Origin of the sequence: Acinetobacter sp. YH12131, from assembly GCF_013418635.1 — a bacterium.
GTDB lineage: Bacteria > Pseudomonadota > Gammaproteobacteria > Pseudomonadales > Moraxellaceae > Acinetobacter > Acinetobacter towneri.
The window spans coordinates 499357-524579 of sequence record NZ_VPBQ01000001.1; the positions used below are offsets into that span (position 1 = coordinate 499357).

Consider the following 25223-nt stretch of genomic DNA (forward strand, 5'->3'; position numbering starts at 1 on the left):
GCTGTCATGTACGATACCAAGCATGTTCAAAAACGATCACAACAGCGTGGCATTACCAAAGACATGATCAACTTTACTTTAGATCATGGTGTCATCCAAGGCGATCGATGGTTCCTGAATCGTAAATTATTGAATGAGAAAATTCATGAACTTGAAGCTCAATTGAAAGTTGCTAAGCGACTCAGAGATAAAGGTGGTGTAGTTGTAGTCGCAGAGGGAGAAGCTTTGCTCACGACTTATGATTACGATAGCCGAAATATGGCGTATTAAGGTGCGGTTCAAAAGTCTCGAGCATAAGAAAGTTTTTTGAATTAATAATTGGCGACAATTTATGTCGTTAAGCGAAAAAACCGGCCATTTACTAAAGCTTATTCAAAAGTAAAATAAGTTTGAGTAAATGTAAGGTATTACAAAATATGTATTTTTAGGTTGAAATATGGATCATTCAGTTCATAACAAATTGGTTTCATTTATCTGGTCTATCGCTGATGATTGTCTTCGAGACGTCTATGTACGTGGTAAATATCGTGATGTGATTTTGCCGATGGTGGTATTACGCCGTCTGGATACTTTATTAGAGCCGACCAAAGATGCAGTACTCGAAGAAGTCCGCTACCAACAAGTCGAAATGGAACTCACCGAGTTTGATGATGAGCCACTTAAAGAAGCATCAGGCTATGTGTTCTATAATACTTCTAAATGGACATTACGTTCACTGTATACCGCGGCATCAAATAACCCTGAAATTTTACTGGCGAACTTTGAAGAATATTTGGAAGGTTTTAGCGACAACGTTAAAGAAATCATTCAATGCTTTAACCTGTACGCTCAAATCCGCCACATGTCACATAAAAATGTGCTGTTAGATGTGGTCGAGAAATTCTTATCGCCGTACATTAACTTAACCCCTGAAGATGTAGTTGATCCAGACGGCTACCGTTTACCTGCATTGACTAACTTAGGTATGGGTTATGTCTTTGAAGAATTAATTCGTAAATTTAACGAAGAAAATAACGAAGAGGCGGGTGAGCACTTTACTCCACGTGAAGTGATTGAGTTAATGACACATTTTGTCTTTGACCCAATTCAGGAAAAATTACCTTTAACCATCACTGTCTATGACCCTGCATGCGGTTCAGGTGGGATGTTGACCGAAGCACAAAACTTTATTGAAGAGCGTTATAGCGTTGAAAATGGCAACCGTGATGTGCTTTTGTATGGTAAAGAGATCAATGACGAGACGTATGCAATCTGTAAGTCAGACATGATGATTAAGGGTAATAACCCTGAAAATATTCGTGTTGGTTCAACACTGACAACAGATGAATTTGTTGGCACCAAGTTTGACTTTATGCTGTCTAACCCACCGTATGGTAAGAGCTGGGCATCTGAGCAAAAGCATATTAAAGATGGTTCAGATGTGATTGATCCACGCTTCATTGTGAAATTAAAAGATTATTGGGGCAATGAAGAAAGCTGTGATGCCACACCACGTTCAAGTGATGGTCAGCTTTTATTCCTCATGGAAATGGTCAATAAGATGAAATCGCCTGAGCATAACGGCATTGGAGGTCGTATTGCTTCAGTTCATAACGGTTCTAGCTTATTTACGGGTGATGCGGGTGGCGGTGAAAGTAATATTCGTCGTTATATCATCGAAAATGACTTATTGAATGCGATTGTACAGTTGCCAAATAACCTGTTCTATAACACAGGCATTACCACCTATATTTAGTTGTTATCGAATAACAAACCTAAGCATCGTCAAGGCAAAGTACAACTGATTGACGCAAGTTTGATGTTCCGCAAGTTGCGTAAAAACTTAGGCAATAAAAACTGTGAATTTGCCCCTGAACATATTACGGAAATTATGCAGACTTACCTTGCAAGTCAAGATGTAGAGCGTCAGCTTGATGCGCAAAATGATCCTATTGGTATCGCAAGTAAGGTGTTTGATAACCAAGATTTTGGTTATTACAAGGTCAATATTGAGCGCCCAGACCGCCGTAGTGCACAGTTTAGTGCAGAGCGTTTGCAAGGCTTACGTTTTGATAAGTCTTTGTCTGAGCCAATGGAATATATGTATAGCACTTATGGTGATGACATCTATACCGAAGCCAAGCTTGATGCTGTAAAAAAAGAAGTCTTGGCTTGGTGTGAAGATCAAGAGATTAGCCTCAACAACAAAGCCCAAGCCAAGCTGTTTGATGTGAAGCATTGGAATGCATTAAAAACAGTCTTGGACAATGCGTTTAGCATTATGCAACAGGTCGGCACAGATGAGTTTTCAGACTTTAATCTGTTTAAGAAAAAAGTCGATGAAGCGATTAAAGCGTTAAAGATTAAGCTGTCAAATTCTGAAAAGAACAACATTTCAAATGCGGTGAGTTGGTATGACGAAAATGCAGAAAAAGTGGTGAAAAAAGTTGTGAAGCTGAATGACGCTGAGCTTGCTGATTTACTTGAACACTTGGGTTGTACAGAAGCAGATTTGGCTGATTTTGGCTATTATGCAACGGCGAAAAAAGGCGAGTTCACCACCTATGAAAGCAATAGCGATTTGCGTGATAGTGAATCTGTACCGTTAAAACAGCAGATTCATCAGTATTTCTTAGATGAAGTAAAACCGCATGTGGCTGAAGCATGGATTAATCTTGATTCTGTGAAGATTGGTTATGAAATTAGCTTTAATAAATACTTCTATCAGCATAAGCCATTGCGTTCTTTAGAAGAGGTGGCTCAGGATATTTTAAGTCTTGAGAAGCAAGCCGATGGTTTGATTGCACAGATTTTGGGTCTTTAAGGGGAAGTATGATGTTTGAAAAATATGATGCTTATAAAGATTCGGGTGTGGAGTGGATTGGGGAAATTCCTAATCACTGGGAAGTAAAGAAATTAAAATATATTGGTAGCTCGATTATTGGATTAACGTATAGTCCTAATGATTTATGTTCGGTTGAGGAAGGCACCTTAGTTGCTCGATCTTCAAATATTTTTGAAGGGAAATTTGTACTTGATAAAAGTGATAACGTTTATGTCAAGTCAAAAGTTCCCTCAAAACTGTTTCTAAAAGCAGATGATATTCTTATTTGCTCTAGAAATGGCAGTAGAGATTTGATTGGTAAATGCGCGTATATTAAAGATGATTCAAATTATTCATTTGGTGCCTTTACGACAGTTTTTAGAGGACATTTCAATCACTATTTATTTTATATTTTAAATAGCGATATTTTTAAAAGGCTGTCTGGAACATTCTTAACTTCAACGATTAATCAGCTCACGATATCAAATCTAAATAGTATTTCTATTCCTCTTCCACCTGAAAGAGAAATAGACAGTATTAAAAAATTTCTGCATGAAAAGCTTTTTACAATTGATGAAGCCATTGCGATTAAAGAACAACAAATTGCTTTACTCAATGAACGTAAGCAAATTGTGATTCAAAAAGCAGTGACTCAAGGTTTAGATCCAAATGTACCGATGAAAGATTCAGGTGTGGAATGGATTGGTCAAATTCCTGAGCATTGGAATGTCGTTAGAGCAAAGTATTTATTTAAAGAGGTGGAAGAACGATCTGTTTTTGGGAATGAGGAGTTGTTATCTGTTTCTCATTTAACAGGTGTGACACCTCGATCTGAAAAAAATGTATCGATGTTTATGGCAGAAGATTATTCAGGCTCTAAGGTATGTAAAAGACATGATTTAGTCATGAATATCATGTGGGCATGGATGGGGGCATTAGGTGTATCTGATTATGATGGTATTGTAAGTCCCTCATATGGTGTATATAGACAAAAAATAGATAATACCTTTAATCCAGAATATCTAGAGTATCTACTGAAGACGACAAAATATCTTGAACATTATAATCGTGTCTCCACGGGGCTTCATTCATCAAGATTACGTTTTTACGGGCATATGTTCTTTAATATGAAACTTGGTTTTCCAAATTTAGATGAACAAAATGAAATTATTGCGAGCATTAAAAGTCAGATTTCAAAAATTGAGCTTGCAGTCGAAAATTTAGCGAATCAAATAGAAAAGCTAAAAGAATATAAAACCACGCTCATTAACGATGCTGTGACAGGCAAAATTAAAGTGGCATAAAAAATGAAACCTAGCGAACTTCGGTTGGCTAGGTTTTTTAATATTTCGGGGGGGAATATGAGCTTATATACAGTAGACACAACCAATAAAAAACTGAAACCATTAAATGGTACAAAACTCAGCGAACAACAGCTTACTGAGCGTTATGACTTACAAGAATGGTTGGTGAGCCACCCTGAAGCATTAGGTGAGGAACTACTGATTATCCAAAAAGAATTTGATGGCTTTGATGGAACAGGCGAACGCCTAGACCTTTTGGCATTAGACACGAAAGGACAGCTTGTACTGATTGAAAACAAACGAGATGACAGTGGACGTGACGCCGTGTGGCAGGCACTCAAGTATGCCTCTTATGTAGCGCCATTTACTTCAGATGACATCGAAGACGTCTTTGCAAAATATTTAATTAAAAATAAACCTGTATATGCAGATTTGGATGATCATGCATTTGATGCCGACCAAGTCAAAAACACAGCTAAAATACTGATTGAACGCTTTTTAGAAGAACATCAGGAAATGGGTGTATCGATTACGACACTTAATCCACGTAATAGCCAGCGTATTATCTTGGTGGCGGGGGAGTTTCGTAAAGAAGTAACTAACACAGCACTGTGGTTGCTTGACCGTAAAATTGATCTGAAATGCGTCAAAGTTTCGCCATATAAACTAGACGAACAATTGTTGGTGGACATTCAGCAAATTATTCCTGTCCCTGAAGCATCGGAATATATGGTTCGACTCACGCGTAAGGAAGATGAAGAAACCATTGCCAAAGTAAAACAAGCCGATCATACCGATATACGCTACCAATATTGGGAGCAATTGCTTGCTTATTTTTCACAAAGCGAAAATTCGCTTTATAACAATATTAGCCCGAAGACTGATCATTGGTTGAGTTCAGCAACGGGTATTTCTCAATGTAACTACCATTTGATTTTATTACAGAAAGCGATACGGGTAGATATTGAGTTTGCGAGAAAGGACGCCGTGGAGAATAAACAGCTCTTTGATTTCTTCTATGAACGTAAAGACGAAATTGAGCGCAAATTTGGTCAGCCTTTAGAGTGGTTAAGATTAGATGCTAAGAAATCATCTCGGATTGAGTTTATTTTGAATACCGATGGTCATAATCAGGACTTATGGCAAAGTCATATTGCATGGCATTTGGAACATATACAAAAGCTTGAGCAAGCCTTTAAGCCATATATGAATGAAGCGTATCAAGTGATTAAGTAAGAAAACATAGATCTAAAAATTTAAAATTGAGGGTAGGTTGTGTCAGAATCACAAGCGTTGATTAAAGTAGCAGTGTGCAATGTGGCACAGTTGCTTCGTGGTGGAAATATTCAGGTTCAAGACCAAGCAGATATACAAGGTAAATTGAAGATACCTGAATATCAGCGACCATATATTTGGAATGCAGAACAACTGGATCAACTCATTACTGATATTGAAGAGCATCAGAAAAAATCGAAACGCAGTGCTTACTACTTAGGCAGTATTATCTTACATGCCAAAGATACAGAGTTGAATATTATTGATGGTCAGCAAAGGTTGACCAGTTTAACGTTATTTGGCTACTTGAATGAACAACTGCAAGATGTCACTTTAAGCTATCACTCGAGTGTGAGTGTTGAGCATATCCGACGCAATTTAGCCTATCTACACTCGATTAAAGATAAATGGGAAAAAACTATTGATCTTGAAAAGGTCGTTGTTTCATTGGTGGTTACAACATCAGAAGACGATGCTTATAAATTCTTTGAAACGCAAAATACAGGCGGTGTTCGCTTATCTGGTATCGATATTATTAAGGCATATCATCTTCGTGCGATTAATTCAGAACAACAAAAGAAACACCAAACGTTTTATGCCAAAAAATGGGAAAGCTTGGGGGAGTTTTCTGAGACGGTATGGAGATTATTATTAGGGCGATATTGGAATGTTCTCAACTTCAGAGACATCCCTTACTATAAAAACAAAGTCGCAATTAAAAATGCCATTATTGAAGAATTTTCAAAGAATACCCAAAAAGGTACAGAAGATATTGCTTATAGCCAAATCAGCACAGAGTATAACCCTGTCAATCGCTCCTCACAGATCAGCACGCCCAACAGTTACCATTTCAGACAACCATTAAATGCAGGGATTAATACCATTTCATACTTAGAATACTACAATCAGTTGTATTTAAAGTATTACCAAAACTTGGATGTAGCGTATCTAGCAGAGTATTACCAATTTACAAAGTGGTTAAAACAGCTAAAAGGATGTCATTTTTTAGCAGAGTTATATGCCATTGGCATCATGCTATATGTAAGCAAATTTGGTGAATACAAATTAGATATTTTTGCGAAAAAGTTTTTCCGTGTGGCCTATTCACCAAGAGCAACGAATAAGACTAGAGTACAAGCGGAGAGCGTACCTAAACTGCTCAAAGATAATCAACTATTAGATCATTTGGTGATGGCTTATCGACCCGAAGATTCTTTTAAACATTTAGATAGTTTGAATTTTGTGGTTACGGAGTATGATCTGGATGAGACTAAAAAGTCCCTCAAAAAAACCTTTATTCAAGAAACTATAAAGCACTTTGAACTGAATTTGAAAAACGAAGAAATACAACAGGGCTTTTTCGAACAGCTAACGCAGAAAATAAAGAATTTGGGGTAAGAAATGAATCAGTGTGTAGATACAGAATTATTGACGCTTCAACGTGTCGTAGAGCAAAAATATCAATTCATTATCCCGAGTTACCAACGCCCTTATGTTTGGACAAGCGATGAAATAAAACGACTATTAGAAGATATTCATTCAGCATATATACTTGAAGAACCTCATTATTATGTGGGAAGCATTCTGACGGCTCGAAGAAACATCGTATTAGGAAATGAAAATGTTGATGTACTCGAGTTGATTGATGGACAACAACGAACGACGACTCTGATGCTATTTTCTCTAGCTTGTATGAGCTTAACAGAAAAAATAACGCATCCAATACTAGGTGTCGCGAGTATTCAAAAACAACCAAGATTACATTTTGAAATTAGAGAAAATGTACAAGCTTTTTTGCAAGAACATTCTGGATTGGCCAAGGTTATGGCAAAGCATGTATTCAATGCCCAAGAAGATGAATATCTTGAAAAAATTGAACAAGGCTTAGTTGTTATTCGTCAGTATTTAGAATCACTGAAAAATCAAGGTGTTTTAATTGGATATCTAGATTATGTTTACCACCATGTGACTTGGGTAAACAACATCGTCCCTACTGATACAGATTTGAATAAGATATTTACCAGTATGAATACAGCAGGTGTTCAGTTAGAGCCTGTAGACTTGGTAAAAGCAAAAATCTTTAAAAAGATAAATACAGATAAAGTCCTTTATAGTGAAATATGGGATATCTGCCAAAATATGAATCAATATTTTGAACGATTACTCAAAGGGAAAATCAGCATAGAAAGTTGGCGAAAATTGAGCTTTGCTGATTTAGTTAAATATCAGCCATCAAAAATGGCTTTCCTCTGCTTGCGAATTTCATCTGAAGTAGAACAGCTAGATCTTTCAATTTCTAAGATATTTGATGATTTTAAATCAGACATCAATAATGAAAATATCAGCTTTCAAAAAGAGACTCAGCCGGTAGTAAAAAGCCTAGGGAATGAAGAAATTAATTATGCTTTTCGTTCTTTTTTAAGTTTTGATTTATTACTGATTCACGCCTTAAGAATTTATAAAATTCAAGCAAACTTAGGTACAGATATTCAGCAACGAATGACAGGAGCAAAACTTCAAGAAATCTTTGATGATTTTCTAGAAGAAGCAGATGAAGTTGATATTAAGGCATTTATACAGACCTTATGGCAAGTTCGTTATTTGTTTGATCGCTTTGCGGTAAGGTGGATAGAAGATGAAGAGAGTCGATCAGAGGAGCTAGTATTAACCTATATATCAGCACTTGATAAAAATGACTCCTATCCAAGATCAAAACAAGAGTATTCGGCACTACAGCAATTGCAAAGCGTTTGTATTTTCACAACTGACCGTAATGCACATTATTGGTTGACGCCATATTTAATGGAACTGCTAAAAGTCTTTGAACAGCGTGGTGAAAAGGCTTGTGATGAGGAAGCATTGAGCATTCTTGAGAAAATTGACAATACACTTTCTTTAACAACGCAGACTCAGAAACAAGCAAGTTATTTGTTGGCCCAAGGGGTAGAAGTTGCAAAGGACTCTTTTGATAATATCAAAGCAAATTTAAATACACCTCAAGGCACTGGATTTAAACATTATTGGTTTCAGAAACTTGAATACATATTATGGAAAGCGATCAAGTTCGATAATTTCATGCAATGTCGTGATCAAAAACAGTTTAAAGGCTATCGTATTAGCTCCAAGAATTCGATTGAACATATACATCCACAGAATGAAAAATATAGCTTAGGGTTAGACGACCAATATTTGCATGCTTTTGGCAATTTGGCATTGCTTAGCCCGAGTCAGAATTCAGAATATAGCAATAAACCTATTCGTGTCAAAAGAGCAGATTTCTATGAGAAGCCTATTTATGATTCATTGAAATTAAAGAACTTATTTGACCGTTTAGACAGCGAGAGTAAAGAGCTAGATATCCATACGATTATTGAACATCAGCAAGATATGCTGAATATATTGGAACAACATTATAAGGGTGAGGGTATGACATGGTCAGTTTAACTAACGAACGTGCTTTGGAAATGGCAATTGAAAAAGCGCTGACTGGAACATGCCTCGAAAATGTTAAAGCAGGTTTAACCGATATTTCTCTACCTCATCATGGCTTTGTATCGGGTTCACCTGCAAATTTTGACATGTTGTATGCCTTAGATACCCAATATTTCTGGCAGTTCTTAGAACAAACACAAGCTGATGAACTGGCAAAGATTCAAAAATTTAATCCACACGATTGGCAACGTAAAATCTATGAACGCTTTGATCGAATGATCCGTAAGCATGGGGTGATTCATCTACTGAAAAAAGGTCTCGCCGTAGATCAAGCGCATTTTCAGTTGATGTACCCAGCGCCGTTGGCAAGTAGTTCTCAGAAGATTAAAGACCGATTCAAGCAGAACATTTTCAGTGTGACTCGCCAATTACGTTACTCAAAAGCCAATCCATTACAAGAAATTGACATGGTGGTATTTGTAAATGGTATTCCGATTATTACTTTTGAACTAAAGAATGAATGGACAGGGCAGAATGCGCGTCATCATGGTCAAAAGCAATATAAACAAGATCGTGATATCACACAGCCCTTATTGAGCTTTGCTCGTTGTATTGTACATATGGCTGTCGATACCGATGAAGTCTATATGACTACGAAGTTGGCTGGAGCGAATACCTTTTTCTTACCTTTCAACAAGGGCCATAACGCAGGTGCAGGAAATCCGCCAAATGCAGAGGGGCATAAAACAGCATACCTCTGGAAAGAGCTACTTTCAAAAGAAAGTTTGGCAAATATCGTTCAGCACTTCGTACGACTAGATGGTGATGAGAAAACCTTATTAGATAAAAGGAATCTGTATTTCCCACGTTATCATCAACTCAGTGTAGTACGCCGTCTCATTCATGATGTTTCAACACGTGGCGTAGGGCAGACATATCTTATTCAACATTCCGCAGGTTCAGGTAAGTCAAACTCGATTACATGGGCAGCATTTCAGTTGATTGAAGCCTACCCAGTAGAAAAAGACATTGCAGGAAGCCGAGGGCTAGAACATCCCTTATTTGATTCAGTGATTGTGGTGACGGATCGCCGTATTCTGGATAAACAGCTTAAAGAGAACATCAAGGAATTCTCAGAAGTTAAGAATATTATGGTACATGCCCATAAGTCTTCAGAGCTGAAATCTGCTTTAGAAAATGGCAAAAAGATTATTATTACTACGATTCAAAAATTCCCTTTTATTATTGATGGAATTGCAGACTTAAGTGAAAAGCGTTTTGCTGTGATCATTGATGAGGCGCATAGCTCTCAATCGGGTGTTGCACATGACAAAATGAATGAAGTCATGGGTAAAGCCAATGAAGACAGTGATGGTGTAGATGCTCAAGATAAAATCTTAAGTGCGATGTTGGCACGTAAGATGAAAGGCAATGCATCCTATTTTGCTTTTACTGCAACGCCAAAAAACACGACTTTAGAAAAGTTTGGTGAAAAGCAAGCAGATGGTTCCTTTAAACCTTTTGATCTGTATTCGATGAAACAGGCAATCGAAGAAGGGTTTATTTTAGATGTCTTGTCAAATTACACGACATATAAGAGCTTCTATGAAATTGAGAAGTCTATTCTAGACAATCCGTTATTCGATACTAAAAAAGCGCAGAAAACCTTACGAAGCTATGTGGAGAAAACTCAACAGACCATTGATATCAAAGCTGAAGTGATGCTGGATCATTTTATTCAGCATGTGGTAAATACCAAGAAATTAAAAGGCAAGGCCAAAGGGATGATAGTGACTCAAAATATTGAGTCTGCAATCCGTTATTACAAAGCGATTGACCGTTTGCTTGAGCAAGCAGGGTATCCATTTAAAGCCATTATTGCTTTCTCTGGTGAGAAGAAAGTAGATGGTATTGAATATTCAGAAGCGATTCTCAATGGATTCTCTGACAACGATACCAAAGATATGTTTGATCGTGGTTATGTGGGTGACAAGAAGCCTGTAGGCGTGAATGAAGATCAGTATCGATTGCTTATTGTTGCGAACAAATACCTGACTGGTTTTGATCAGCCTAAGCTATGTACGATGTACGTTGATAAAAAGTTGGCCGATGTACTCTGCGTACAAGCGCTGTCTCGCTTAAATCGTTCTGCACCTAAATTAGGTAAGAGAACTGAAGATCTCTTTGTGCTCGATTTCTTCAATGAGATAGAAGATATCAAACAATCATTTGATCGTTTCTACACGTCGACTACGTTGTCACAAGCGACTGATATTAATGTACTCAACGAACTAAAAGATGAGTTGGATACTGTTGGAGTATATGAATCTACTGAAGTGGAAGATTTCGCTACGAAGTATTTCGATTCAGTCGATGCAGAAAAATTAAGCCCGATGATTGATATCGCCGTGGCACGTTTTGATGCTGAATTAGAACTCACTCCTGAAGATAAAGCTGACTTCAAGATCAAGGCAAAGCAATACGTGAAGATTTATGGACAGATGGCTTCAATTTTGCCATATGAAGTTCCAGCATGGGAAAAGCTGTATTGGTTCTTAAAGTTCTTGATTCCGAAACTCAAAATTGAAGATCCCGAAGCGGATGCCTTGGATGAGTTGTTAAACTCAGTTGATTTAAACTCATATGGATTACAGCGTAAAAAACTGAATGAGCAAATTGAGTTAGATGCTGAAGAGACAGTTCTAGATCCGACAAATTCGAATCCTCGTGGTGCTCATGGCGGTGAAACTGAAGAAGACCCATTAGATGAAATCATTAAAACGTTTAATGAACGCTGGTTTGGAGGTTGGGCTGCAATGCCTGAAGAGCAAAAAGTAAAATTTGTGAATATCTTAAAACAGATAAAAGAACATGCTGATTTCGAAAGTAAGTATCTGAATAATCCTGATCCGCATACTAAAGATCTAGCTTTTGACAAGATTATGAATGAAATCATGCTTCGTCAAAGAAAAATCGATATGGATATGTATAAGCATTATTCAAAAGATACTGCATTTAGAATGTCATGGAAATATAGTCTGCAACAGGGTGTTATGAGGTAATTCTTAAAATATGGGTTAAATAATGAAAATTAACCCATCTAAGCGACAATTTATGACGCCATTAGGTTTATATAGGTCATTGAATAGATTATATTATTTAATTTGAAGTAGGGAATAATAATGGGGGCATTATGGAGTTGTTAGCATCTGATATATTAGGGGAGCAATTGAGTGCTAGACATATTCTTAAGCGAATTTTTGAGTCGCGTAAACTTACTGAGCCAACAAGTCATCCCCTGTATAGCTATCATATTACCCTAGAAGAATATCAAGACCTAAAGCGTACGCTGAGATATAGCCAACAAGATCAAAAAAGCCATAAACCTGGTCGTGAATGGTGTGCAGTTTTTACACTATTTGTTTCGGAATGGTTTCGTCGAGAGTATAAAAGTGGGTGGAGTTGGGGGCCTGTATATGATGCACTGGGCTTTCAACCTTTGGATGATATTCGCTATGTGGTTCAGCAAGGCTTAGAATGTTTTTGGAAACGTCCAATCCTTAAATTTGAAGGTTCAAATCATACCAATTATTTAGGTTCTGCATTTAAAGAGGGTGGATTCCCTTCAAACCTTTTAATGGAGAAAGGTAATCATTATCAGACTGTATTTAAAAGAATTGTGGCGCAGTTTAGTCACTACAGACATTATAACCCAGAAATAAATGACCAATTGATTCAAGCGTATACTCAATATCTGCCTCAAGCATTCAAGGAACATGAAACACGAGTGCTTATTTCAGATATGGCAGAACATCTGGTTCATTTAGTTGAAACGCATGAATTAGACAATACCGATAATCCAGCAGCTTATTTATCCGTAAATTTCCCCAAGTGGAGGGAGGCATTTCCTCTACCATTAGAAAGTAGTGTTGCGGAACAGTTTTTAAATCAGTTGCTCGTTACCTCTAGTACTGAATTGAAGCAAATGAAAACAAAACAGGATGCTTTATCCTGTACGAGTTTCTTTAACCGTAATTCTAATCAAATATTAACTGAAGTTTTCCTGCCCAACTCACTAGAAATTACTTTGGAGGATGTTAAAGGAATTCCTCCTCGTGTAGAAATTGTGTTGTATGAAGCACATGAACCGTTAGCTAAACTTGGCACAGCAACGTTTATGGCAAGGCCTGAGGCTAATAAGCCAGTGAATATACGTATAGGTGCACAAACGCGCATTATTACGAGAAAGAATTATCAACATGGATTGATTTTGTCGCTACAAAATAAAGATCAGATTCTTTATCAAAAAGAATTACCTCAAACTTGTTTAGAAATCGGTAGTGTTCCTGTTGCATTTGCACAGGATGAAGGAGAGCTTTGTCCATTTATTGGGCAGGCTTCATTCAAAACAGCAGAATCGGAAATTATTTTACTCTTACCGCCATCATATCAATTTACTTCTCAGGACTGTGTCACTGGGCATTTGTCGAATGCTTTTGGCCAGCATGTTTACAAGGTAAAAGGTGATATTGAAATTATTGGTGATAATCAAGAGCAATATCAGATTCAATGCTCTAAATATCACGAAAAATCAGAACTTGTAGATCTTTTTGGTACGAAGTTTACTTGGCCTACGGTACCTGCGTTGGCTTTTTTAGGAAGACCTAAGGCACGTTATACAGAAACTGGTTTGCAGTCAAAAAATGATAGTTTAGCTATTTATGCAGAACAAAAGCTTTTAACTCATCATGTAGGTTCTAGTGGATATGGTGTAAAGACTTTAACTATTAAAAATACCGCACAAAATGTGGTATTGCGGCGTAAGGTTGTAATTTTTCCTGAAGACCTAAAAATTGAATTGTTGGCAGGAGATACCCCTAATGAAGCAGATATTCGTCTTCTAACCAAAAGTAATATCATTTGTTTAGGAATCACTGCTGATCATCAAGCAGTGAGCTTTAAGGCGCGTAAACTGAATGATGATATACATGGGCAATATGGTTATGAATATCATCTAAAATGCAATGAGCATCCACCTGAAAATATCAAACTTAATTTGATGCTGAATTTGGGAGATCAAGTAGATTTATTACTACCATTTCCGTCACATGGTGCAACGCTCTATAACGGGAATCACCAGCCGATTAAACAAAAAATATTAACTGTAGATGATTTGCTCGGTTCAAGATTATGTCTATATGCACCAGAAAATAAGCCGACCAATTTTCGGATGACAATCAGGCTAAAAAGTAGTCATATCCGTGATATTGATGCCCCTTACTACAACTGGAAGTTTTTGGTGAGTGGAAAACCACATCAAGAATCACTTATTCATTATCGAGCTGAAATAGAAGAATTATTGGCATTAACAAAAGATTTAGATGCACGGATTATTCTCGAAGTCACTGGTGGGAAACAAGCTTTAAATTATCAGATTAAACATTATCAAACCGAGTTTGAAATAGATGAACAAGGTCATTATTTTTTAAGTGGTTTGAATCTTTCAGGTTCACAAGTGATTGATCCAGTCATCATGGTTTTAAACCAACCTGAACAGGCCGTTTTACCACTCGAACCAGTTACAACTGAAGGGGTTGAAACAGGTAAGTATAAATTACCAAGATTGAGTAATGTGGGTCCATGTTTAATTATTCCTAGAGATGAAAGATCGATTAAATTTAGACCGAAATTCATAGCGCAGCAGATAAGTGAAGATTCATTATCTTTTGAATCTGCGGATACGCTACATACTGCCGTACGTGATTATCATCCAACATTTAACCCAAATAGTATTGTAGATTTCTTAGAACTTATGGCGAGTGATTTGCAAAACTCTGGATGGCTGTATCTTTACCACTTATATTCGAAGTACAACCATTTACCGTTGGTCACATTTCAAGTGTGGAAGGATTTGGTAAGAAATCCATCATGTTTGGCACTGGCGATATGGTTACTTGATTTTGAACATGATATTTATCAACGCTTCGAACGAGAATTCGATTTAGTATGGGAATTAATCCCCGCTAAAGCTTGGAAAAATGCAATCTCTAAAACTTTTGAACTTTATGTGAGTCAAGGTATCCCTGAGGCAATTGTTAAAAAAACGCTGAAAGTGAGATATGCAAAGTTATCTCAAGACATTTCAACGCTAAATCAAAGTTTAGAAGCTTATTATTTTGATGAGCCAGTTCTAAATGGATTAACGCAGAATCAGTTGAATAATATTGTTAACGGTCATTATCTTCAGAATTTATTGAGATACCAGCCTGAAGGCGAATTGTGGCCAATGTGGTTCCAGCAACAACTCACAGCGTGGTTTGAAAAAGATAATCTAAATCTTCCATTAAAACCTATGGTCAGTTTGCCACAGCATGCATCAGTTATTCTTTTGCCAATTTATCTTGCGCTAAAAAATGTAGGTCTAACCAGTTTTGTGCTTGAAGATAAATCAAATAGTTTAACTCATCATAAGATTCGTCAGATCCGTGATTTTGACCAGTCTTGGTTTAACTCAATTTTTGAAATAACAACATCTTATTTATTAAATTTAAAGGCTCACTAATATGCAACCTTATTATTCCGATTTATTAGAGCAAGCATGTCAGCGTACAAAAGAATCAACGTTAAGCGTATTAGGGATCAACGATCCTGAGTTAAGAGAACACCTTGCTGAACAAATGTCTCAGCTTCCGGGAAGAAAATTTTCATTTTTAGCTCCACCTGTTTTTGAGCATACTTTTGCTTGGAAACAATCACCGGTGACGATGTCAGAGTTGAGTGGAAAATTATTAGCGAAGTCAGTTGTAAGTGCTTTGGATTCGCAGAGTAATGGTCGCTATCGCTTTGGGGCAGAATTTAAGCCTTTTGAACATCAACTAAAAAGTTGGAAAAACTTATTAGCGGATAAAAAATCAATTGTTGTCACATCTGGTACAGGTTCAGGTAAAACAGAATGTTTTATGGTACCAATTCTGAATGATTTATTTGAATTAAGCGAAAATATCAATGCGCCGTTGGAAGGTGTGCATGCTCTATTCTTATATCCGCTTAATGCGTTGATTAATTCTCAGGAGGAGCGCTTAAGTGCTTGGACTCAGCACTTCGGTGGGAAGTTACGATACTGTTTGTATAACGGTAATACACCTGAATCAGAGAGTTCAAAAAGAACATTGCAAAAGGAGCGTCCTTATCAAGTCTTAACACGAGAATTGATGAGGAAAAGCCCTGCACCAATTTTGGTGACCAACGGGACGATGTTGGAATATATCATGGTGCGTCAAATTGATGCACCGATTATTGAAAAATCTAGAGCAAAGAAAAGCCTGCGTTGGATTGTTTTAGATGAAGCTCATAGCTATGTTGGATCACAGGCAGCAGAGCTTGCCTTGCAGTTACGACGTGTTTTAGAGGCCTTTGGTGTTGAGGCCAAAGATGTAAGATTTGTCGCAACTTCTGCAACCATTGCTGACAGTAATGCAGAACAACAATTAAAGACCTATTTATCTCAGTTGGCTGGTATTGAGGAAAGTCAAATCGAAGTGATAGGTGGCCGGCGTGCAGTCCCACAATTAAAACTTGAAACGAATCACAATAAACTCAGTTTAAAAGAATTATCTGAAATTGAGAGTGATTTAGAAGTTAGTGCTAAACGTTTTGAAGCATTAGAATCGAATCAAACAGCACGAGCAATTCGGGAAATCATTGTTCAACAAGGTACAGAAAGTTATAAGCCATTAACATCTTTGGAAATTAAAGAAAAATTAAATGCCGACTATGCTATTTCAGTGGATCAAGTCGAAATTATTGCTTGGATTGACTTACTAACAAATACAAAAGCGCAAGAAAAAGAAGAGGCTTTCCTAAAAGTACGAGCTCACTTCTTGCAAAGAATTACGCATGGCTTGTGGAGTTGTATTAATCCTCATTGTGATCAAAAAGAGGGTACAGCATTAAAAAAATGGCCATACGGTAATGTATATGCAACGTGTGAACAAGAATGCAAATGTAAATCACCAATACTAGAACTTACTTTTTGTAAAGAATGCAATTCGCCACATTTATTGGGACAATTGGTTGATTCCATGCATGGGCGCCAATTGAAACAAGTTGGAGAGGCTAAAATTGATGAATTTTCTCTTCTAACAGATGAGGATGAGCTTGATGAGGGCGATCTTAAGGCTAACTCGAATAAATTACTCGATTACAGTTCATTATTGCTCACTGTTAACGGTCATGGGGAGATGCTGAGCCTTGATAAAAAGGGCATTGAAAAATTTCCAGGGGAAGAAGACTTTAATCTATTTGCCACATCAAATGAATGCCATAACTGTGGATCAGTAACACAAGAGGGTTATTTACCTGTAAATAGAAGTATTCTTGGCGCTCCGTTCTATGTTACTAAAGCAGTGCCGACAATTTTAGAGTTTTGTCCAGATATTACGATTAAAGAGTTAGAAGAAAATGGTGTTACGAACATTTCGCCTCAAAGCTTACCTTCATTTGGACGTCGTTTAATTACATTTACGGATAGTCGCCAAGGCACCGCAAGAATGTCTGTACAGATGCAACAGGAAGCACAGCGTTCAAGATTAAGGGGGGCTGTGGTGGAAATGTTAAAAAACCTACCTGATTTATCGGGTGGAGAGATGTCTCGAGAGGAAATTGAGGGGGAAATTGAACAAATAAAACATGATCCAAAGAAGAAGATGATTTTGACATTGCTTCAACAGGAGCTATTGAAATTAGACAGCTCAGACGAAAGTTCGATTTCATGGAAAGAGATGATCGAGAAGCTTACAGCTTTATCCGATTTTAACTTTTCAATACTGAATGCGATGAAGTATTACTCTCCGGAAGTATTTGGAGATCAAACTGAAGGACCACATAGATTGATCTCAATGTTATTGTTGAGTGAATTTAGTCGACGTCCACGTAATCGAAATAGTACTGAAACGTTGGGGTTGGTAAAAGTTGGTTATAGTGGATTAGAAAAAGTTACAAGTGTTCCTTTATATTGGGAATCAAAAGGCCTTAACTTACAAGATTGGAAGGACTTTTTAAAAGTCGTTCTAGATTTCTATGTGCGAGAGTATTACTACATTCATATAGATAGAAGTATTTCAAATTGGATGGGGAGGAAAATTGTTACTAAACGATTGTTTGGACCCGATTCAAAATTTACAGAAGATAAATTTAGTAAACAATGGCCTTTGGCATCTAAGCGAAAGAATAATCGTTTGGTGAAGTTATTAGCTTTAGGCGCACAATTAGATTTAAATGCTCCAATAGATATAGATATCGCCGATGAATGGTTAAAATGTGCTTGGAAAGTTTTAACTCAAGATACGGCTATTTTAGAAAATGATAATGGTCAATTTTTCATTAGACCACAAAAGTTCAAATTTTCTTTGAATGAGCAAGCGTTCATTTGCCCAGTTACACATAGATTAATGGATACTACATTCAAAGATATTACCCCATATCTACCGATGGGTATTCCAAAAAGTAAAGAGGCTTTCATTTGTCAAAAGATTAAAATGCCGAATTTGAAAGTGTTTAGTTCCAATAAAGACCATCATGACAACGTTCAATACATCCGTGACTTAATTACTAATGATGAGACAATTAAGGAGCTACGCTCTTTAAATTTGTGGAATGATCTTTGTGATCGAATTGTTGAAGGTGGTATGTACTATCGAGTTGCAGAACATTCAGCACAGCAAGCAAGTGACCGATTACAAGACTACGAAAAGCGATTTAAAACAGGTGAAGTTAATGTAATGAACTGTTCAACCACCATGGAAATGGGGGTTGATATCGGCGGTATTTCAGCAGTGGTGATGAATAACGTACCACCGCATCCTGCAAATTATCTACAACGTGCGGGTCGTGCGGGTCGTAGTAAAGAATCAAGAGCACTTTCTTACACAATCTGTAAGTCGAATCCACATGATCAACAAGTATTTCATAACCCTAAATGGGCTTTTGAAACTAGTATCCCGGCACCTTATGTCGCTTTAAACTCCAAGAGATTGATCCAAAGGCATGTCAATTCCATGTATCTCTCATTCTTTTTAAAAAATGAGATTGGAAATACAGATGCTGAAAAAACTAAATTAAATTTGAAGTGGTTTTATTTAGCAAATGGTGACGAAGATATTTCTGTTTGCAATCGATTCATTAATTGGTTAAAAGCCAATATTTATACATGTTCTTATGCGCTAGAAAAATTAATTAAAGGTACTGATTTGTCTTTTGATTCGATTGAAAGCATTTTAGGTAACACTGTCCAAAAAATATCTGAAATGCGTGATCAATGGTTAAAGGAATACAAGCGTCTTGAAATACAGATAAGTGAAGCAGTGAAAGGTAGTGCTTACGCTTATAGATTAAATATTGAAATGCGTAGACTCTGTGATGAATATTTATTAAGAGAACTTGCTGCTAAATGCTTTCTACCAGGGTATGGCTTCCCAACTGATATTGCATCATTTGAAACGACCAATGTCATTGACTACATACGTCAAAAGCAAGATAGAGATGCTGAAAAGCAACGAAAGTCTAGAGAAGATAATGTGTCTTTATTACGTGATATGCCAAGTCGAAATTTAGCTGTCGCTATTCGAGAATATGCGCCGGGTTCAGAAATTGTATTGGACGGAAGGGTTTTTAAATCCAAAGGGATATCATTAGCTTGGCATAATATTCATAGTTCTGATGCAAAAGAAGCACAGAAATTTGATTTGGCATGGCGCTGTGTACATTGCGGTCAAAATGGATTTAATACAGATAGTGCAGTCGATATTAATAATGTTTACTGTGATAATCCAAGTTGCGGTGAAAAAATTCGCATAAATGAGCAACGTAAAGTTCTGCAGCCAACTGGTTTCGTTCATGATTTTTATGAAGAACCTAGTAACGATGTAACAACACAAACCTTCATACCTGTCCAAACCCCTTGGATTGCTGGTAAGGGGGCAAGATTAAGTTTGCCGAATAGTGCCTTAGGATTTATGGTTGCCGATACATCGGGGCATGTATTTAATTATAGTTCAGGTTTATATGGGCATGGTTATGCTGTGTGCCTTGAATGTGGTCGAGCAGAATCCCAAAAGGAAAAGGAAAAATTTCCATTGTCTCTTTCACCAGAGCAGAAACATTATCCATTAAAACCATCTAAACATGATCGAGAAAATGGGCAAAGAAAGTTCTGTGAAGGCAGTGAGCGTTTAATCAAAGATTTACATCTAGGTAGCTATATGACTACAGATATCTTTGAATTGGTGTTACATCACCCTGAACGTAATGAATATCTTACAGATAGTAAAGAAAATGAAAGTATAGCATTTACTTTGGCTGTGGCTTTCAGAAAAGCATTAGCGAAAAAGTTAGGTATATCAGCTAATGAATTGGGATATGGTAAGCGTCCAATATTATTAGATGGTAATCATCAGATTACAGCTATTCAGGTGTATGACGTCATTAGTGGTGGAGCAGGATTTGCGAGTTCAGCCCCTCGTCACATTGAGTCGTTATTATCTAGTATGGTCGATGAGCTTGAATGTCCGAAATATTGTGAGTCTGTTTGTGCTCATTGTCTTTTGGATTCACAGTCACGACATCATTACAGTTTGTTAAATCGTCATGATGCTAAAAAGTGGTTAGGTGCAAACTATAAAAACTTTATTTCTACTGAAGAATTGTCATTCTTCTCTGGTGCACAATATTGGCCATATAGCTTGAAAGAATGCATTGAACACCATGTATCATTAGGTGCTAAGAAACTAATTTTGAATTGGGGTGGAGAATCTGATAGTTGGGAGTTGTTATCTCCTAGTGTTAAAAAAACAATTGCTAGATGGGCAGAGGATACAAGTTTAGAAATCGATATTTCTGTACCACAAACTATCATAGATTCTAAAGCATATTTGGCTGAGCTGAAATTTTTACAAACACACTTTAATGTACAATTTGTTGAAGGTGACAATATTCATCAATCTATTGTGGCACAACTATATTTGACAGATCGTATTGTTACAGTTGTTAGTCCTGATATGAATAGTCGTATACCAAATGAAGAGTGGTTGAATACAAATGCCATAGTTGGAGTTAGTGAAACTTATAAGTTACTGAGTGAGAAAGTCATAACATTACCAACTTTAGTGGAAAAAAATCAAAGCTCGATTGTGGGATTAGATCTTCTTGATCAATTGAATGTTGATTTATGTAGCTTTGGTCGTAAGTTCTGGAATTTGGTTGCTGAAAGTACTAGTGAGTTCGGAGAAATTTGCCAGAATGAAACTATAAAAAGTATTGAGTATTCAGATCGTTATATCAAGTCAGCTAGCAATATGTTGTTAATTGTTAGTTGGTTAAAGGGGCTTGAGGATCAAGTTGGAAATATTGGTCAGTTGAAGATTAAGACAGTTATTTCTGATGATGAGACAAAAGATTTACCAACGATCCTTCATCATGATTACCATAGTGTGAAACAATTTGAGAAGGTTTTTGAAAAACTATTAACTGATAATTTAGATATATCCCAAAAAGAAATAGATTTAATGACCTATGATAATGGTAAGGCTCTGTATCACAAGCGAAATTTAACTATAACTTTTGAGTCGGGGACTATATTTGATATTCAGCTCGATCAGGGGCTTGGCTATTGGAGATTATTTGAGAGTCATAAATTGTCACAACGAAATGTCTATTTTAATGCCCAAAAGGACTTTATAAGTGTTGCGAATGGACTTACAGATTTACAGAAGTTTTTAGTTGTTAAAAATGGTGAGCAGAATCCAACGAACATTTATGTCAAAAAGAGAGAAGGTGATTTAGTTGTAGCTGTTTCAATATAATAATGTGTGAAAAGTTTACGATTAAAAATACAAGTGATGGTTTATTACTTTAGATTGGCTATTCAAATTGAATAGCATTTCCATAGATGTGAAATAAATAATTTCAATTAACTGTGTCGTATATACAGAAAATGAGAGGGAAAATGAGACCAATTGGCCTACACCGTAAATCTAAAGATTACTTAGATACATTAAATATTGACCCTTATGCATTTGAAGAGCGATTCATATACCTCGAATCATTAATAAAAGCGAATCTTGCATTTAAGACGAAACTTGAAAACTTTAAACAACTTATTGATTGTTTAAGCGCAGATCGATGCTTTGCCTTATGGATTGGGGAAACAGAAGATTTAATCATACAATCTGAAGCGTGTTTGCAAAAATTTGCACATGATGAAATCATAGAACAACAATTTGTGGAAGAACATGTTGCTTTGGCAGATCGAATATTCGAGTTAGCCAAAGCACGGGTTTATGAAGGACATTGGGAATATGGGGTTTCAAGAGCTGTAGATCGGCAATTTGATGATCTTACCGAATTATGTAGACGTATCTGGTCAAAAGAAAATAAAGCTTGGGTTAAATTGGCTAAGGAATGGAAAAGTTGTAACTCAAGGGTAATATGATTTGGCTAGCGATCAAAACAATTGCCCATTTCATTATTCTGATGACTGCCGCTGCTTAATTATGTGTAATTAATTTACCCTTTAATTAGCTTATAGATCATCGTTCACAAATAATAGACCTTGTATCTTGGAGGTTGTAGTGATTAGCTTCCACTATATGCAAATTGTAGAGTTTGTAATAGACCTAAGACTTTTAGTCTGTGCAAGTGAACCGTACCGGGTTTGTCGGAGACTTTTTATTTAAGTTAGGCCACCTGACCTAACGGATTAATTTTATCATAGTACATTGCTTCAAAATCAAAAGGTGGCACATAACCTAGTGCACTATGTACACGCTCTTTATTGAACCAATCTACCCAATTTAATGTCGCAAGTTGTACATCCGCTAAACCTTGCCAATCTGCTTTTAAATATTCAATCACCTCTGTTTTGTATAAGCCATTCACTGTTTCAGCCAAAGCATTATCGTATGAATCACCGGTCGTACCGACTGATGCTCGTAAATTTGCTGCTTCGGTAATCCTCCCATAAATAACCGAAGTTAAAAGTAGAGGTTAAGCAGCCATTAGAGGTGGCTTTCCTTTGTTAGCTTGATGTGTTCTTACGAGCAATTATTGGATGGAAAGTATCTACACGGATGAATACAGATATGGTGCTCGATGTACTATGATAAGATTAACCCGTTAGGTCAGGTGGCCTAACTTAAATAAAAAAGTCTCCGAAAAACCCGGTACGGTTCAAAACTTAAACACTTTCCCACTAATACGAATAATTATCTTTCAATCTTTGCGCTATTTCTTTATATTTATGAAGTTTTACCTAACTATATAAATATTGAGGGATTTTTGTGAAACATTTTTTTCTTATACTAACTTTTGGGTTGTTAATCACTACACTTTCAGGATGTGCAACATCTCGTGGACTTATCCAAGTTCCAACCTCTAATCAAGTTTCTACACAAGAGGCCAGTAATTCTAAAAAAGTGATTATTGCACTTGTTGAAGATGAAAGGTCTTTTCAAGATAAACCACCAACTGCTGATATCCCATCTTTAAAAGGTGGTTTAGCAAAGGCTACGGCTGAAGAAAAAGCAAAAGCTGTAGCTCGAAAGCGTAACGGTTATGGAAAAGCTTTAGGTGATATTCTTTTAGAGAAAGAAACGGTTTCTGAATTATTAAAGAAACGTACAACTCTAGCACTTAAGAAATCAGGCTATGAAGTTCTTGAAGATAATGCTGCCAATCGGGCGAATGCAGACCTAGTTTTGAATATTAAAATTAATAAATTCTGGTCTTGGTTCCAGCCAGGATTTGCATCTATTAAAATCCATTCTGAAATTGATACCGATATCTTCAATACGAAGAAATCGCCAGCTGAACCTATTCACGTTTACAGCAAAGTTGTTAGATCAGCACAGGTAGCCAATGGTACAAAATGGATTGAAAATATTGATAATGTTTTGAATGACTATGAAGCTAAATTAATTTTATCTTTGCCTAAAGTTACCCCCTAATAAATCATTTTAGATCCAAATTATAGACTCTTAGAATAAAGCTCTTTTAGAAGAGCTTTATCATTTTATCTATCTGTTAGATTTCCCAGTCTACATTCAACTTCACATAGGCTTTGTTGCACAAACCTATCTGTAAAGGCTTTTTCAGCAATATAATTTTCAAATGAAGAAGCTTACATACAAAATCTACCGCACAACCAATTGGTCAGCATATAACCAAGCACTCTTTAATCGTGGGAATATTGACATTTGGTTCGATCCAAAAACACAATGGCATGCAGAACCGCAAGGCAAATAAGGTCTAAGTAAAACTTACTCCGACATAGCGATTCAATGTATTTGATGATCAAATCTCTATTTAGACTCACTTTACACAGGGTTACTGGCTTTGTTCAAAACTTAATTAAACTTTGCGGATTGGATTGGACAGCACCAGATTACAGTATGCTTTGTAGAAGACAAAAGCATATTGATATTGCAATTAGTTATCAGAAAAACAGTGATGGGCTTCATCTACTCGTAGACTCTACAGGCATGAAGTTTGTGAATGTACAATGAGGTCCTTAGCTGGTTTTTGATTGTGAATAGCCATATTCGATGCATCACAAACAAGCTTGGCTGTCATACGCTCATTTAAGCTGTAGCCAACCACTTGTTTCGTGTAAACGTCTTTTACAACTATTAAGTACAACAAGCCTTCAGTCGTCCATATATACGTAATATCACTCAATCACGCTTGGTTTGGTTTAATCATTGAGAATTGTTGCTCAAGCAAATTTGGATAGATCGCTCAGTTATGGTCACTGTTCGTCGTTCTTTTGAAACGTTTGTGGTACTTACAATGCAGCTGATTTAACTTTTTTATCTGACATACTGCATATGTACTAATTTTTACGACCTGAGCCTGTAAATGCTTGGTTAAGCGAATATAGTCATAGCTCTGTTTCGTTTATTTGTGCGCTATTTTGACCAAATTTGTTTGTTGATTTCGCTGAACTAATCGTTTATTCACACCTCGTTTTAGCCAATTATAAAAGTGTGAAACTAATACATGAAGTAATCGTGCCATCAAAATAATCGGCAATCAGTGTTTTTGCGATTTCATATAGGCGTACCTTACTGACGTACTTTGGCAAAGTACGCTGCTGCCTTTTTTAGAAATTTACGTTCCATTTCAGCGGATTTAAGCTGTTTGTTTAAGTTGCTTATTTTCTTCGAGCAAAGCGTTTAGGTCAGGTGAATACTGTTTAGTACCAGCTAAAGTCCCTGCCTTTGCCTTATTGTTCCAATGCGAAAGGGTCTGCATGGAAATGCCGAGTTCTCTAACTGTTTCGGATACATTGCCTTGATTGGCTTCTAATGCTTTGATGGCTTCAGATTTAAGTTCTACCGTATACGTCTTGTGTTTCT

Annotated in this window: 10 protein-coding genes and 4 pseudogenes; 12 read left to right on the plus strand and 2 right to left on the minus strand. The window is 36.7% G+C overall.

The window, feature by feature from the left end; all coding sequences use genetic code 11:
• Positions 1-6: 6 nt before the first annotated feature.
• The 10 genes and pseudogenes from FTU66_RS02440 to FTU66_RS02485 all read left to right on the plus strand — a co-directional run bounded on the left by FTU66_RS02440 (position 7) and on the right by FTU66_RS02485 (position 22300).
• A complete protein-coding gene (locus FTU66_RS02440; protein WP_178319137.1) occupies positions 7-270 on the plus strand; it encodes a DUF4258 domain-containing protein in 264 nt (87 codons plus the stop codon).
• A 166-nt stretch (positions 271-436) separates the two neighbouring features.
• Positions 437-2803, plus strand: a pseudogene (locus FTU66_RS13710) (N-6 DNA methylase).
• 8 nt (positions 2804-2811) lie between these two features.
• On the plus strand, positions 2812-4107 hold the full coding sequence (locus FTU66_RS02450; RefSeq protein ID WP_180112237.1) for a restriction endonuclease subunit S: 1296 nt from the start codon (positions 2812-2814) through the stop codon (positions 4105-4107).
• A gap of 57 nt (positions 4108-4164) precedes the next feature.
• A complete protein-coding gene (locus FTU66_RS02455) occupies positions 4165-5343 on the plus strand; it encodes a DUF4268 domain-containing protein (RefSeq protein ID WP_178319140.1) in 1179 nt (392 codons plus the stop codon).
• 39 nt (positions 5344-5382) lie between these two features.
• On the plus strand, positions 5383-6780 hold the full coding sequence (locus FTU66_RS02460) for a DUF262 domain-containing protein (protein ID WP_178319141.1): 1398 nt from the start codon (positions 5383-5385) through the stop codon (positions 6778-6780).
• 3 nt (positions 6781-6783) lie between these two features.
• Entirely contained in the window at positions 6784-8826 is a 2043-nt protein-coding gene (locus tag FTU66_RS02465; protein WP_180112238.1) for a DUF262 domain-containing protein, read from the plus strand.
• Positions 8814-11876: a type I restriction endonuclease subunit R gene (locus tag FTU66_RS02470; protein ID WP_180112239.1), complete on the plus strand. Its 3063-nt coding sequence runs from the start codon at positions 8814-8816 to the stop codon at positions 11874-11876. Before FTU66_RS02465 ends, FTU66_RS02470 begins: the two co-directional genes overlap by 13 nt.
• Positions 11877-12007: 131 nt before the next feature.
• Complete coding sequence (locus tag FTU66_RS02475) at positions 12008-15376, plus strand: STY4851/ECs_5259 family protein (protein ID WP_178319144.1); 3369 nt, start codon at positions 12008-12010, stop codon at positions 15374-15376.
• Between the two features lies 1 nt (position 15377).
• A complete protein-coding gene (locus FTU66_RS02480; protein ID WP_178319145.1) occupies positions 15378-21671 on the plus strand; it encodes a DEAD/DEAH box helicase in 6294 nt (2097 codons plus the stop codon).
• Between the two features lie 143 nt (positions 21672-21814).
• Positions 21815-22300: a hypothetical protein gene (locus FTU66_RS02485; protein ID WP_178319146.1), complete on the plus strand. Its 486-nt coding sequence runs from the start codon at positions 21815-21817 to the stop codon at positions 22298-22300.
• A 245-nt stretch (positions 22301-22545) separates the two neighbouring features.
• Here the strand turns inward: FTU66_RS02485 and FTU66_RS02490 are convergent.
• Positions 22546-22821, minus strand: a pseudogene (locus FTU66_RS02490) (integrase core domain-containing protein); the annotation flags it as partial.
• Positions 22822-23147: 326 nt separating this feature from the next.
• Between FTU66_RS02490 and FTU66_RS02495 the strand changes: the two are divergent.
• Entirely contained in the window at positions 23148-23813 is a 666-nt protein-coding gene (locus FTU66_RS02495; protein ID WP_070153988.1) for a flagellar biosynthesis protein, read from the plus strand.
• A gap of 163 nt (positions 23814-23976) precedes the next feature.
• Positions 23977-24359: pseudogene (locus tag FTU66_RS02500) on the plus strand (transposase); the annotation flags it as partial.
• On the opposite strand, the pseudogene FTU66_RS02505 reads toward FTU66_RS02500, so the two are convergent.
• Positions 24358-25221 (minus strand): annotated as a pseudogene (locus FTU66_RS02505) (IS3 family transposase); the annotation flags it as partial. The pseudogenes FTU66_RS02500 and FTU66_RS02505 sit on opposite strands and share 2 nt — an antisense overlap.
• Positions 25222-25223 lie beyond the last annotated feature (2 nt).

Excerpts from the sequence above, each read along its gene's own strand:
- FTU66_RS02440 (WP_178319137.1), top strand. The coding sequence starts at position 7 with ATGTACGATACCAAGCATGTTCAAAAACGATCACAACAGCGTGGCATT.
- FTU66_RS02450 (WP_180112237.1), top strand. The coding sequence starts at position 2,812 with ATGATGTTTGAAAAATATGATGCTTATAAAGATTCGGGTGTGGAGTGG.
- FTU66_RS02455 (WP_178319140.1), top strand. The coding sequence starts at position 4,165 with ATGAGCTTATATACAGTAGACACAACCAATAAAAAACTGAAACCATTA.
- FTU66_RS02465 (WP_180112238.1), top strand. The coding sequence starts at position 6,784 with ATGAATCAGTGTGTAGATACAGAATTATTGACGCTTCAACGTGTCGTA.
- FTU66_RS02470 (WP_180112239.1), top strand. The coding sequence starts at position 8,814 with ATGGTCAGTTTAACTAACGAACGTGCTTTGGAAATGGCAATTGAAAAA.
- FTU66_RS02475 (WP_178319144.1), top strand. The coding sequence starts at position 12,008 with ATGGAGTTGTTAGCATCTGATATATTAGGGGAGCAATTGAGTGCTAGA.
- FTU66_RS02480 (WP_178319145.1), top strand. The coding sequence starts at position 15,378 with ATGCAACCTTATTATTCCGATTTATTAGAGCAAGCATGTCAGCGTACA.
- FTU66_RS02485 (WP_178319146.1), top strand. The coding sequence starts at position 21,815 with ATGAGACCAATTGGCCTACACCGTAAATCTAAAGATTACTTAGATACA.